We start from the raw sequence: 13,083 nt of genomic DNA on the forward strand, positions 1-13,083 counted from the left end.
GCTCAAATAGTGGGCAATTCGCTTTGTCTTTGTCGCGCTCTGTCCATTTATGAATTCAAGTCCGACAGGCTGCTAGGCCAACTCTTCGTCCTGGCACTGCTTCGTAAACGCGGCAGGTGAAGGCGGTCCGAGTCGTTTTCGGAACGTTTGTGGCCAGTGCTCTGCTGATGTCAATCGAGCTATTGGGGAAGAGTGACTCATCAGCAGAGGCTCTGAAAAGCCGCCGATGTCAATGCGGGTTGTCCCCCGTCAAATACTCTGTAATTCATAGCCTTATGCTGGCGTCGTAGGTGGCGTCGTTGGCGCCACCGAGCGCATGTTTCAGCAATATTGGAAAAAGCCGCGGCCGGCGCTGGCCGCTTGGCTAGCGCTCATGCGTGCCGACTGGTCATTGTCAACGGAGCGGTAGTGTGAGCGTCCCAGTGAGTGTCTCCTACGTATTGATTGCCTATAACGAGCCCTGGCGCGCTGACGAGCTTGCCCGCCTGGTCGCAGCACTGCGTCCAGGAATCCGCACTGTTCAGGTCAATGATGGTCAGGCGGCACTCCGGGTCTGCCGCAAGCAACCGCCGAGCTTTTTGATAGCTGACGGTGAGCTGGCGCAATTGGATGCCCGAAATCTATTGCACGAGCTGCGCAATCACCAGGCGACGCGGCTGTTGCCCGCCATAGTCATCAGCGATCGGGTGGACGGCGCAAGTGTTCGTGCCGTGCGTCCGTTGTCGCCGAAGGCCTATTTGAAAAAGCCTTATAGCTTGTGCGACTTGCGGGTTCGCCTGAACTCACTCTTGCCCGGTCCCCGTACAGTCAGCACACCGGCCGCTAGCGCAACCGGGACGCTAAGCGACTTTCTAGAACGGATGCGCTCGAACAACGCCGGTGCGCCAGTTATGGAGTCGGTGCAGGTTGCTGTCGCAGCCTGCATGCAAACGGAAGACTGGGACCTTGCGGTGCTGGAATCGAAGCTATCGTCAGATCCTCAAATTACGGCTCGCCTGGTATCCATTGCCAATAGTGCTGGGCAGCACAGCGGTGCCGTGTGCAAGACGCTTGGCCAGGCTTTGCCGCGCCTAGGTGTGAAGCGAGCATTGAATCTAACCTTGCAGCTTGCGGTTCAGAATAATGCCACCTTGTCGGATCCTCGCTTGAAGCATCTGGCGGCTTCTAGCACCGATTATGCCCAGCGCGCCGCAGAGCTTGCTCACTGGCTGGCAGGCAAACTCAAGCTCGACACAGAGATCTCCTACACCGCAGGACTGCTGCATAACATCGGCGAGCTTGCTCTGCTCAGAAGTCTGCAGGAGTGGTTAGATAGCGGTGGTGAACTGACGGAGGACGAAATCCTCTGTGCCTTGCGCGAACGCTCCGCCAGCTTTGGATCAGCCCTGCGGGCGCAGTGGAGAATACCGTTGCGGTTACGCCAGCTAATCGCCGCGTTCTATTCCCTGGGCGCGGAGGTCTTCACCCGAGAAGCGCTGGTTCTCAATGTGACCGGCTCATTGCTGCGCTTACCACCGTCCAGTCCCATTGACGAGCTACTGCAAGACCGGGCGGTTCGACTGCTTCGACTTGATGAAGCGATCCTTGAGCGAGCGCCGCGCGAACGAGCCTGAGCGCGAAGTCTGATCCATCGCCTCCTTTGCTTTGGGCGTGTGCAACTCGGCAAGCGTTAAATGAACCTGGAATAAGGCTGCAGTATTCCGGCCGAGCGTAGGCAGACGTAGCCTCGACGCTAGCGGGCCAGTACCGGCCTGTATTCCTTCTGCTAGCCGTGCGCCGTCATCCCTAAAATGTTTTTTGACGGTTTGACCAAGAGTGATAGCATTTTGACTCTACGGCTCTATGGTGCTGTCATTCGATAGCCCACAGGGGTTTCGCTGTCTGGATGGACGCGTACTTGCCTGACTGTATAGGCGCCGTTCTGGAGACTGAAAATTGTTGCGACATTGCTCTATCGAGGCCAAAGCCGGGCTCGTGGTTATCGTTGCGTTACTGGCAACGCTGATACCCATGTGGGTCATTCTTAACGCGTGGCTCAAACATGAAAATGAGTTGGTAGAGAAAGCCGCGCGCAACGATGCGATGAACCTGGCGATAGCCTTTGAAGAGCATGTGCACAGCGTCGTCCGATACGCCGACGCCTTGATACAGGACATGCGTGAAGAGCTGGTAGAGGACCCTGACGCGTTTCAGACGTTAGCCAAAACAAAACTTCCACGGTACGGCGCCCTAGTCGGCCAGCTCGCACTGATAGATGCAGAAGGATGGTTGGTTGGCACGTCTCTGGACTCGCTAGCCAAAAAAGTCGACCTGAGCGATCGCGAACATTTCCGCGTGCACCGAGACAATCTTGGGCAAGACCAGCTGTTTGTGAGTAAACCCATCCTCGGCCGCGTGTCGGGAATCTGGTCCATACAATTGACCAGACCGGTCATCAGGGACGGAGAGTTTACCGGTGTGCTCGTTCTTTCGATTCCGGTCGCCTTCTTCACTGATTTCTACAAACAGATCAACATCGGACAGCATGGTCTGATCGCTTTGGTCGGTCTGGACCGGGTGCCACGCGCAGCCGCCTCTTCGATTAACCTGGATGCGCGCCTGGACGGGATGGTGGTGCCTGAGGATCGCCCCTATTTCGATAGCACTAAACCTGACGAAGGCTTCTATCGGGGACCGAGCGCCATTGACCAGATTACTCGCCTGACCGCATACCGCCGTCTGGAGGATGTTGGACTGATTGTTGTCGTTCAGCTGTCACCCGCCGAATACCTGTCAGCTTCTCGTGAGCGTCGTCAGTTCCTGATTTTTTGTGCTGCTGCCATCTCGGCTTTATTACTGGCCTTTGCTTCATATCTGTACTTCGCAACACGGCGGCATCTGAAAAGCACAGCGGCCCTCAAGCGAGCGCATGACTCGTTGCGGCAGATCGTCAACATTGACCTTCTGACTGGCGCACGAAGCCGGCGTGACTTTCTCGAGACGTTGGAAAATGAGCTAGGCCGTGCGTTGCGCCACAACGCGCCGCTCAGCCTGGTGCTGCTTGATATCGATTTTTTCAAACGAGTGAACGATACGTACGGGCATCCGATTGGCGACGTCGTCCTGCGAGAACTGTCGGCACGGTGTAGCGCTGTTCTGCGCGCACATGATGTGTTCGGGAGGCTTGGCGGTGAGGAGTTCGGTTTGATTCTTCCTCAGACAGACAAGGAGGGCGCGCTGCTCGTCGCAGAGAAACTGCGCCTGGCTGTTGAGAATGCTGTCATTTCAACAGAACGGGGCCCGGTGCAGATCACGATCAGCGCAGGCGTTGCGTGCGCCGAGTCGGCGGGAGAGGACTCAAGTCGTCTCGTTATCCGTGCAGACGATGCTCTCTACACCGCGAAGCAGACTGGCCGGAATCGAGTCTGTTTCGCGCCTGCTGCCGAAGGTTCTCCACCTCAACCTGAGACCGCAGGACCAGCAACAGTCTAGAGTTGCTCGGTACGCGCTTCGCTGGGCCGTTATGGTTGTACCGGTAAACGTGCCCTGACGGTGCGGTCTGACCTATCGCCAACGCTTGGTGCACCCATCTGCGCGCTAAATCTGGCGTGTAACTTCCCCTAGCCGCTTTGCTTTAGCCAGAAATCAAGTTTCGTTGAGTTCGTCGCGCAGCTGCGCCAGATGCAGCGTCGCCAGTTTCACCACTTCAATCGGCCCAAAGCGGCCAGCCCTACGAACAGCGCGGCTTAGCCCAGACCGTAGTGATACGAACCGTCCGGCTTTTAGTGTTTTCTATCACGTGGCGGGTACATCGGTGTTCGACCCTGACCGCCATGGCTACGCGTCTGCAGGGGGCGGCTCGGCAAAACAAAAAATCCCAGCGCGCCCCATCTTTTCTCTCGTTCTGCACGCGTCATATAGCCCGGCCAAGCTTCTTCCCTTAGGCTATATGAGAATTATTATCTTCTGGCATGGGTGAGCTCACCCGACAGGGAGTCGAGATGGGGGCGTATCTGGCTGAACTATTGGTCATCGAGGACGATCAGGTACTGAGCGCGCAGTTGGGAGAGTTGCTTCGCCTGCAGGGGTACGCGGTGCGGTTGAGCCCGTTGGGCGAGAGTGGTCTGGCGATGGCACTGGCTAGCGCGCCGGACCTGGTTCTGCTGGACGTAATGTTGCCGGACGTGAGCGGCTTTTCGGTATTGCGTCGCTTGCGCGAGCAGCAACAAACTCCGGTGATCATGCTGACCGCGTGTGGTGCCGAGGAGGAACGTATCCGAGGCTTGCGTCACGGCGCGGATGACTACCTTGCCAAACCCTTCAACCTGACGGAATTGCAGCTGCGCATCGATGCCATATTGCGGCGCACACGCAGCGCCGATAGCAGGGCAGTCCAGCCCCCTTCGTTGAATATCGAAACGCTGGCGTTGGACAGACACACGCTACGCGCCCGCGTCGGAGAGCAGGACCTGGCGCTAACGCCCTTGCAGTTCCGGCTGCTCTGGCAACTGATGTTGCAACGCGGCGAAGTGCTGACCAAACCGTACTTGTACCGGGTCGTGTTCGAGCGCGAGCACAGCGGCTACGACCGCAGCCTCGACATGCACATCAGCCGCATCCGCCGCCGACTGGCCGAGGCCGGGCTGGCCGCTGATCGCCTGCAGACGCTCCACGGCCGCGGTTATAGCTTCCAATGAACCGGCGATTGTTCTGGAAACTATGCCTTGGCGTCGCCCTGGGGAGTGTGGCGCTGTTCTGGGTCATCGCGCGTCTGAGCGGTCAGGCAGAGGAGCAGATGAGCTTCATCGATGCCGAGCACCAGCGCACTTTGCGTGAGTACGGCGCGCAGGCTGAGGCCTTGTACCGCGCCGGCGATGAAAAGGCGCTGCAGCAATGGTTGCAGCGGCTTCAGCAGCAAGAGCAAACCTGGGCGGCGATCATCGATCCCCAGTTACGTGCGCTTGCCGGTAGTGAACTGTCCGAGCGCTTCATGCGGGAGTTCAGCCTTGGGAGGGATCCGTCCTGGAAGATTCATCTCTACTTTCAGGAAAACCCGATCATGGATGTGCCGTTCGCCGATGGGCAGCTGCGCTTCCTGATCCAGCTGCCGCAGCGCATGCGTCCGGGGCATTACTGGTATCCGGCTCGGCTGTTACTTGAGCTGGTGTTGCCGCTGGTGTTGTTGGTCTGCGGTTGCTTGTTGCTATATCGCCACCTGATGCAGCCACTGAGAAGGCTGGAGCAGGCGACCCGCCAGTTCAGCGAAGGAGACTACTCAGCCCGTGCGGGAGCGCTGTTGGGCTCGCGGCGCGATGAATTGGCTGGGGTGGCCGAAACCTTCGACGCCATGGCTGAACGCATCGGCGGTTTGATCATTGATCAGCGCCAGCGACTGGCTGAAATGTCCCATGAGCTTAGAACGCCGCTGGCACGCATCGAGATGGCGGTCAGTTTGGCGGAGCATGGCGGCGACAGTGCTGCATTGCTGCCCCGCATTCGCCAGGATTGTTCGGCAATGCGTCGTTTGGTCGAGGATGCACTGACCCTCAGTTGGCTAGAGACGGAGCGGCCAATGCTGCGTGACGAAACGCTGGATCTGACGGACTTGCTGGACAGCATTCTCGACGATGCACGCTTCGAATATCCGGATCGCCAAATCGAAACGCAGCTACCCGCCGAAGCAGAGCTGGTTGGCAGCTGCCACCGCGCGCTTGGCCAAGCGGTCGAGAACATCGTGCGTAACGCACTCGATCACACGCCGTCGGGCAAAAAAGTCTGGGTTCAACTTCAGGCCGAAGCCGAAAGCTATCGGCTGGACATCATTGATCAGGGGCCGGGCGTACCACCGCAGTGGCTTGAGCGTATTTTTCAGCCGTTCGAGCGCGTCAGCGGTGACCGCCCAGGTTTTGGTCTTGGGCTGGCTTTGGCCGAACGACAGATTGGTGCGATTGGCGGGCGTCTGGCTGCGACAAACCACGAGCACGGCGGTTTGTGCATGACGATTTGGTTGCCTTGCACCGGGGACACAACGTAACAGTTGTAAAAGTGATACGCGCTGACGGTATTGTGGGTGAGAATCGTTAATACGAAACGTTCGCATTAATGGTCCGAGGTTCTTCATGCAACACTGTCCTATCCCGCTATCGCTTCTCGGTTCGCTGTCGTTTGCTGCGCTGATGGTCGCCATGCCCTGCCAGGCACAAGCGCAGACCAAGGAGCCGTTGGAGCTGAGCGGCAGCGAGGTAACTGCACACCACATACAAGGCGACAGCGTCGAAGCCGAACAGCTAGAGCATTATCAAGCGGCTGACCTACAGGATGTATTCGAGGCCAGCCCCGAGGTGTCTGTCGCTGGCGGCCCCGGTGTGGCTCAAAAGCTTTACCTGCGGGGTCTTGAAGATACGCTGTTGAACATCTCCATCGACGGCGCCAACCAGCCGGGCCAGACCTTCCACCATACCGGTCGTATTGGAATAGAGCCGGAGCTGCTCAAACGTGCCGAGGTCCAGCCCGGCACCGGCGACGCAACGGCAGGGCCGGGCGCCCTGGGCGGCTCGATCCGTTTCGTGACCAAAGACCCGGACGACCTGCTACGTGCGGGGGAGCGCGTCGGTGCGTTAGTCAAAGGGACCTACTTCAGCAATGCCGAAGGCTACAAGACCAGCACCAGCCTGTTCGGTCGGTTCAACGATGCATGGTCTGCCATGGCGGTCGCAACCTACCAGGACCAGAACGACTATGAGGACGGCAATGGTCAGGATGTGCTTGGTACCGGAGCGCGCCAGAAGCTGGGGTTCGCCAAACTGGTAGGGCGACTCACGGATGAGCAGACGTTGCGCCTGTCCTATGAGCAACGTACCGATGAAGGCGAACGCAGCCAGCGTCCTCAGTGGATTCCAAGCGACTTCAATCCTCTGTTTCCGCTGGAGACGGAGCGCGAAACCCTGACGTTGAATTACGGCTGGAACCCGCAGAACAACGACCTGCTCGATGTCGAGGTGACGACCTACCATACCTCTACTGAGCTCCAGCAAGACGGCCGCTATGGGTTGTACATCGGTGACACCACCAGCGCCGGTCTGGAGCTGCGCAACACCAGCGAGCTGGACGCCCATCGTTTGACCTACGGGGTCGACTACCGAGATGACCGGACTCGGCTGGGGCCGGAGGGTGACCGAGATCTGGATGAGGAAACCGGCGATGTGCTGGGCTTCTATCTACAGGACAGCTATCAGGCTACCGAGAAGCTGCTGCTCGGCATGGGCGTGCGCTACGACCGCTACCGCCTCGACGACCGCGACGGCCAGAATTTTTCGGACGCCGGCTTCAGCCCCAACGTGGGCCTTCGTTATCAGCTGACTCCGGAACTGGCCCTGCTTGCCAGCCATGCGCAGGCGTTACGTGGGGTGCAGGTACGCGATGCGTTCAAGCTCGACGCCTCTGGCAACGATCCGGATCTGGACGCCGAAAAGGCTCGCACCAATGAGGTCGGATTCGAATATCGCCAGGGCGGGCTGGAGCTGTCCGGGCGGGTCTATGACACCCGCGTGCGTGATGCGATCTACGATCCGAGCGGCCGTCCCAACCTTTACGTCAATGGCGGGACGCTAGAGTCTCAGGGTGTGCTGCTGCAGAGCGCCTACTACTGGCAGCAGCTGAGCGTCGGGCTGAGCTACCACCACAACGATACCGAGCTGGAGGGTGAGCCGCTGAATGTCTACGAGCACAATGGACTGGGCACGACACTGGACGACACCTGGACCGGTTTCGCCGATTACCGCGCGACGGACAGGTTGAGTTTCGGCTGGCAGGGCCGCTTTGTTACCGCTGTCGATTCGTTGCGTACGGGCGTAGGCACCGTTGATAAGGCCGGTTACGGTGTGCACGATCTCTATGCTCAGTGGGCGGCGTTGAGCGACGACCGGCTCGTCTTCAACCTGACGCTAAAGAACCTGTTCGACAAACAGTACCTGGACCACGCCAGCAACGAAGACTTCGAGAATATCCCGGGTTATGAAGGTGTTCGAGGCAGTTACGAGCCAGGCCGTGAACTGCGACTGGGAGTCGCGCTGCGTATCTGAGAAGGGTTAAAACGAAGAAGGGAGAGTTGCCGGCATCAGGTGCCGGCAACCTTTGATGCGATCAGCCGGCTCGGCGGTGGAGCGGGTGGTCGATTGCAGGATCGGGTAGCTGATGAGGCGCCGACAACCGCGACTCAAGTTTCTGGACGAATACTCGCGCCTCGGACTCATTGCGAAACGTCACTTTGTTTCGGTTCATGCGAACCTCCCAGCTGCTGCCTTCGAATGACGTAAGCGGTCGGACTTGGATATCCATGATGCCTCCGGGGTCTGGAAAAGACAGACGAACGCTAGTCCTCAGTCCGCTACCCGTCAATTTGCATCATTGACGCAGTAATCAGCCGCTTCGGAATTTCAATGGCGTGGACCGCTAGCCGCCCATCCGCGCGCTGATCTTGCGTGCAACTTCCCGCAGCCGCTTCGCCGCGTCGCCGTCCGCTTCAGCCATGAAGCCAGGCTCGCCGCCGACAATGGTGATGACACCTGCCAATCGCTGATCGCCACTGAACAGCGGCGCTGAGAGTGCGTTAACGCCGGCCATCAACAGACCGTGCACAGGCTGGATGTGGGTGCGTTGCAGTTCGCTCATGGTGTGCAGCAGCGCATCAGGAGTGGGGGCCGAGGGAAGCTTTAGTTCCGCTTCGCGCAGTTGTGCGGTTTCGGCATTGGGCATGAACGCGTTGAACACGAGCCCGGTGGAGGAGCCCAGCAGGGGTAGCACCGAGCCCACCTGCGTCACCAGCGTCACGGCACGCACCGCCTGCTCGACATGCACGACGGCCGGGCCGCGGTTGCCCCATACCGCCAGAAAGCAGGTTTCGTTGAGTTCGTCGCGCAGCTGCGCCAGATGCGGCGTCGCCAGTTTGACCACGTCCAGTCGGCCCAAAGCGGCCAGCCCTACGAACAGCGCGGCGCGGCCCAGCCCGTAGTGGTTGGTCAGCGGATCCTGTTCGGCGAAACCGCTGGCCATCAGTGCCTGCAAATAACGATGGACCTTGCTGGCGGGCATGCCGACGTGGTCGGCCAGGCGCGACAAGGAGGTCGCCGGGGCCAATTCGGCAAGCGCCGTGAGGATATCCGTGCCTACCTCAGCGGCCTGCACTTTCTGTCGACGTGGCGTCGTGTCCGCGTTGCTGTCTGCCATGGTTTCCAATGCCCGTTGTGCCGGCCTGCTTGAATAAGGCGCTGTTTATAGCTTGACGCCCCAGTGAGTTCAAATTACTTTTTGCGTAAACGCATTACGCAAAATGAGAGACGGCTATGCAACCACAACAACAAATGGGCGAAACCTCTCGATACCTGTCCGGCTTCGGCAACGAATTCAGCAGCGAGGCCCTGCCGGGCGCACTGCCGGTCGGCCAGAATTCGCCGCAGACGGTGCCCTACGGCCTGTATACCGAGTTGCTCTCCGGCACTGCTTTTACCGTGGCACGCAGCGAAGCAAGGAGGACCTGGCTATACCGCATTCGGCCCTCGGCCAATCACGGGCAATACCAGCGCCTGGAGCGGCAGCTGAACAGCGAGTTGGGGCCGATCACACCCAACCGACTGCGTTGGAATCCTGAACCCTTTCCGGAAAGCGCGACTGATTTTCTCGACGGGCTGACGTGCGTAGTCGCCAACGCCGAGCCCAGTCAGCCTGCCGGGGCGAGCATCTACCGCTACGCAGCCAATCAGTCGATGGAACGAGTGTTCTTCAACGCCGACGGCGAGCTCTTGATAGTGCCGCAGCTGGGTGCGCTGAAACTGGTTACCGAACTGGGCGTGCTGGAGGTTGCACCGCTTGAGATCGCGGTGATCCCGCGCGGCATGCGCTTTCGGGTCGAGCTGCTGGACTCCACTGCGCGTGGCTATGTCTGCGAGAACCACGGATGTGCGCTGCGCCTGCCGGAGCTCGGACCGATTGGCAGCAATGGCCTGGCTAACCCGCGCGACTTCCTGACGCCGGTGGCGCACTTCGAAGAGCGCGACGAGCCGGTGCAGCTGGTACAGAAGTTTCTCGGCGAGCTCTGGTCGACTGAACTGGATCACTCACCATTGGATGTGGTCGCCTGGCATGGCAACAACGTGCCGTACAAGTATGACCTGCGCCGCTTCAACACCATCGGCACTGTCAGCTTCGATCATCCCGATCCGTCGATCTTCACCGTGCTGACCTCACCCAGCGCGGTTCACGGGATGGCCAATATCGATTTCGTGATTTTCCCGCCGCGCTGGATGGTGGCGGAGAACACCTTCCGTCCGCCGTGGTTCCACCGCAACCTGATGAACGAGTTCATGGGCCTGATCGATGGCGCCTACGACGCCAAGGCTGACGGCTTCTTGCCGAGTGGCGCCTCGTTGCACAACTGCATGAGCGCGCACGGCCCGGACCACCTGTCGACCGAGCAGGCGATCAAGACCGAACTCAAACCGCGCAAGATCGAAAACACCATGGCCTTCATGTTCGAGACCGGCCAGGTGCTTCGCCCCACACGCCAGGCGCTGGAAAGCTCTCTGCTGCAGACTGAGTACGACAGCTGCTGGGCCGGCCTGGCCAAAACTTTCGACAAGAACCAGAAATGACAGGACGGCACAGACCATGACCGTACAAAACGATCAACGCAGCTGGGTCGAGTCGGCCAATGGCCATTCGGACTTCTCCCTCGCCAACCTGCCGCTGGGCGTGTTCAGCCGTGACGGCGACCAGCCACGCGGCGGCGTCGCCATTGGTGATTTCATCTTTGATCTGAGGGCTGCCTGCGAAGCCGGCCTGTTCGATGGTCCAGCGCTGGAAGCGGCAAAGGCGGCCAGCGGCAGCAGCCTCAATAGCTTCTTTGCGCTTGGAGCCCCAGCGCGCCAAGCGCTGCGCGGCGCGCTGCAGGATCTGCTCGGCGAGGGCGCTGCTCAGCGTGAGCGGCTGCAGGGCATGGGCGAATCATTGCTGCAACCCATGGAGCGCTGCCAGATGCATCTGCCAGCCAAGGTGGGCGACTACACCGACTTCTATGTCGGTATCCACCACGCCAACAACGTCGGCAAGCTGTTCCGGCCGGACAACCCCTTGCTGCCAAACTACAAGTACGTGCCCATCGGTTATCACGGCCGCGCTTCGACTATTGATGTGTCCGGTGCGACGGTCAAACGCCCCAATGGCCAGACCCTGCCGCCGGGTGCCAGCGAGCCGAGCTTCGGGCCCAGCAAGCGGCTCGATCACGAGCTGGAACTGGGCATCTGGATCGGGCCAGGCAACGCGCGTGGTGAGTCGATCCCGATCGGTGAAGCAAGCAGCCATGTCGCCGGTTTCTGCCTGCTCAACGACTGGTCTGCACGTGATCTGCAAGCCTGGGAATACCAGCCATTGGGCCCGTTCCTCTCGAAGAGCTTCGCCACCAGCGTCTCGCCATGGGTGGTGACGCCTGAAGCACTTGAGCCATTCCGTTGCGCGCAACCCAAGCGTGCCGAAGGCGATCCGCAGCCGTTGCCTTATCTATTCGATGAGCAGGATCAGCAGCAGGGGGCGCTTGATATCGAACTTGAAGTGTTGCTGCTGACTGCGGCCATGCGCGACAAGGGTCAGCCTGCGCAGCGCATCGCCTTGAGCAGCACGAAGAACATGTACTGGACCGTGGCGCAGATGGTCGCGCACCACAGTGTCAACGGCTGCAGCCTGCAGCCTGGCGATCTGTTTGGCTCCGGCACCTTGTCCGGTAGCAGCCCTGAAAGCCTTGGCAGCCTGCTGGAGATCACTGCGGGCGGCAAGCAGCCGTTGGAACTGTCCAGTGGCGAAACCCGCACCTTCCTGGAAGACGGTGACGAGATCATTCTCAAGGCGCGGTGCCGCCGGGATGAGCAGTCGTCTATCGGTTTTGGCGAGTGTCGCGGGCGGGTGATGCCGGCCTGATACTGAGAGCAGTGCGCAAAAAGCCCGGGCATGTTCAGACAGCCCGGGCTTTTGTATTTCTATAACCGCAATCAGGGTACCTTGGCGGTTTCCAGGGACGGTGACGGCATAGGCGCGATTGCCGTGTCACGCATTTGTTCGGCCAGGGCTGCTGTGAAGTCATGGACAACGGACCAGCGCATGTGAACCGCGTCGACAAAGGAGGTGACCGGCGTGCTCCAGTCCTTGTCGGCGTTCCAGTAGGTCCCACCGGTGGCGCTGAGGGTGTCCATGATTCGCTTGTCGAAGTCGGCCATGAAGGTGCCGTCCGGATCGTATTTTTCCTTCCACTTTGGATGCAGCGGCGTGGAGACAACCATCAGCTCACGGCCTTCTTCGGCCAGGCGCGCGCTCATCCCTCGCAGTGCGTCGAAACAATTGGAGTCGAGCGGGTCCGGGCGGCCATAGAGCAGCTCGCGAGTATTGCGGGTGTCCAGCGGGCCGTCGCCGAAGCGATTGAACACCAGCGGGTCCCATTCAATCTCGCCCGCGCGCTGCGCTTTTACCGTCAAGGCGTTGCGCGCCAACGACTTCGGCGAGAAGTAACGCATGTAGTGCCCCCAGGGTGAGGCGTTTTCGTAGACGTAAGGGTCGACGTGCTCACGGTTGAACACTGCGGTAGGTACGCGCCAGCAACCGGCGAAATCCTGTGGGTCGGCAATCATCACCACGCTCTGGATGCTCGGCTGGCGGTCGAGCAGCCAGTGCCCCACATAGGTCGACTGGTTGGCGAATAGCCCACAGAATGCGCCGTTCATCGGTCGCACCTCTGGTAATGCCTCGGTCAGGACGTTGCCGTCCACATGGCGCCAGGCCACGGAGGAGCCGATGATCAGCAGATTCGGCGACTGAATCGGGTTGTCGCGCATGAAGTTGAGCTTTTCGTCGGCGCAGGAAATGTTGGAGAACGCGGGAGGCGGCAGGTTGCCGGTCCGATCCAGCGCCAACAACGTCAGGCAGAACATCGCCAGCGCACCGAACAGCCCGGCAAACAGCGACAGCAGATACCGCGAACGCACCCGGCCCGGCGCGCGGGCCGTGGTGCCTGCATCCTGCTCGGCATGGCTCCCGTCCTTGGGGACATCTGCTGTCTGGATCATG

The 13,083-nt window shown here is 60.0% G+C and carries 10 protein-coding genes and 1 pseudogene; 7 read left to right on the forward strand and 4 right to left on the reverse strand.

Features of this window, described 5'->3' with window-relative positions:
- Positions 1 to 410 precede the first annotated feature (410 nt).
- Together ACSSNI_RS22165 and ACSSNI_RS22170 are read left to right on the forward strand one after the other, a co-directional pair.
- Positions 411 to 1,613, forward strand: a complete 1,203-nt coding sequence (locus ACSSNI_RS22165) for an HDOD domain-containing protein (protein ID WP_200639548.1) — start codon at positions 411 to 413, stop codon at positions 1,611 to 1,613.
- Between the two features lie 322 nt (positions 1,614 to 1,935).
- On the forward strand, positions 1,936 to 3,471 hold the full coding sequence (locus ACSSNI_RS22170; RefSeq protein WP_325166586.1) for a sensor domain-containing diguanylate cyclase: 1,536 nt from the start codon (positions 1,936 to 1,938) through the stop codon (positions 3,469 to 3,471).
- Positions 3,472 to 3,627: 156 nt separating this feature from the next.
- Here ACSSNI_RS22170 and ACSSNI_RS22175 read toward each other — a convergent pair.
- Positions 3,628 to 3,743: pseudogene (locus tag ACSSNI_RS22175) on the reverse strand (IclR family transcriptional regulator); the annotation flags it as partial.
- Positions 3,744 to 3,980: 237 nt separating this feature from the next.
- On the opposite strand from ACSSNI_RS22175, the gene ACSSNI_RS22180 reads away from it, so the two are divergent.
- The 3 genes from ACSSNI_RS22180 to ACSSNI_RS22190 all read left to right on the forward strand — a co-directional run bounded on the left by ACSSNI_RS22180 (position 3,981) and on the right by ACSSNI_RS22190 (position 8,060).
- The gene (locus tag ACSSNI_RS22180; RefSeq protein ID WP_102838222.1) at positions 3,981 to 4,676 is read left to right on the forward strand and encodes a response regulator transcription factor; all 696 of its coding nucleotides are present in this window, start codon (positions 3,981 to 3,983) and stop codon (positions 4,674 to 4,676) included.
- Between the two features lie 8 nt (positions 4,677 to 4,684).
- Complete coding sequence (locus tag ACSSNI_RS22185) at positions 4,685 to 6,013, forward strand: HAMP domain-containing sensor histidine kinase (RefSeq protein WP_234484565.1); 1,329 nt, start codon at positions 4,685 to 4,687, stop codon at positions 6,011 to 6,013.
- Between the two features lie 85 nt (positions 6,014 to 6,098).
- Positions 6,099 to 8,060, forward strand: coding sequence for a TonB-dependent receptor domain-containing protein (locus ACSSNI_RS22190; RefSeq protein WP_200639550.1), 1,962 nt, complete (start codon positions 6,099 to 6,101; stop codon positions 8,058 to 8,060).
- A 61-nt stretch (positions 8,061 to 8,121) separates the two neighbouring features.
- Here ACSSNI_RS22190 and ACSSNI_RS22195 read toward each other — a convergent pair whose 3' ends face one another.
- Both ACSSNI_RS22195 and ACSSNI_RS22200 read right to left on the reverse strand, forming a co-directional pair.
- Positions 8,122 to 8,259, reverse strand: a complete 138-nt coding sequence (locus ACSSNI_RS22195; protein WP_418952672.1) for a hypothetical protein — start codon at positions 8,257 to 8,259, stop codon at positions 8,122 to 8,124.
- Between the two features lie 171 nt (positions 8,260 to 8,430).
- The gene (locus ACSSNI_RS22200; protein WP_200639552.1) at positions 8,431 to 9,204 is read right to left on the reverse strand and encodes an IclR family transcriptional regulator; all 774 of its coding nucleotides are present in this window, start codon (positions 9,202 to 9,204) and stop codon (positions 8,431 to 8,433) included.
- Between the two features lie 116 nt (positions 9,205 to 9,320).
- Here ACSSNI_RS22200 and hmgA point away from each other — a divergent pair, with 116 nt between their 5' ends.
- The gene (gene hmgA, locus ACSSNI_RS22205; RefSeq protein ID WP_102838227.1) at positions 9,321 to 10,625 is read left to right on the forward strand and encodes a homogentisate 1,2-dioxygenase; all 1,305 of its coding nucleotides are present in this window, start codon (positions 9,321 to 9,323) and stop codon (positions 10,623 to 10,625) included.
- Positions 10,626 to 10,641: 16 nt separating this feature from the next.
- Positions 10,642 to 11,943, forward strand: a complete 1,302-nt coding sequence (gene fahA / locus ACSSNI_RS22210; RefSeq protein ID WP_200639553.1) for a fumarylacetoacetase — start codon at positions 10,642 to 10,644, stop codon at positions 11,941 to 11,943.
- A 71-nt stretch (positions 11,944 to 12,014) separates the two neighbouring features.
- Here the strand turns inward: fahA and ACSSNI_RS22215 are convergent, their stop codons facing one another.
- Entirely contained in the window at positions 12,015 to 13,082 is a 1,068-nt protein-coding gene (locus ACSSNI_RS22215) for a hypothetical protein (protein ID WP_234484566.1), read from the reverse strand.
- Between the last annotated feature and the right edge of the window lies 1 nt (position 13,083).

The organism is Stutzerimonas tianxiuensis (assembly GCF_053470365.1).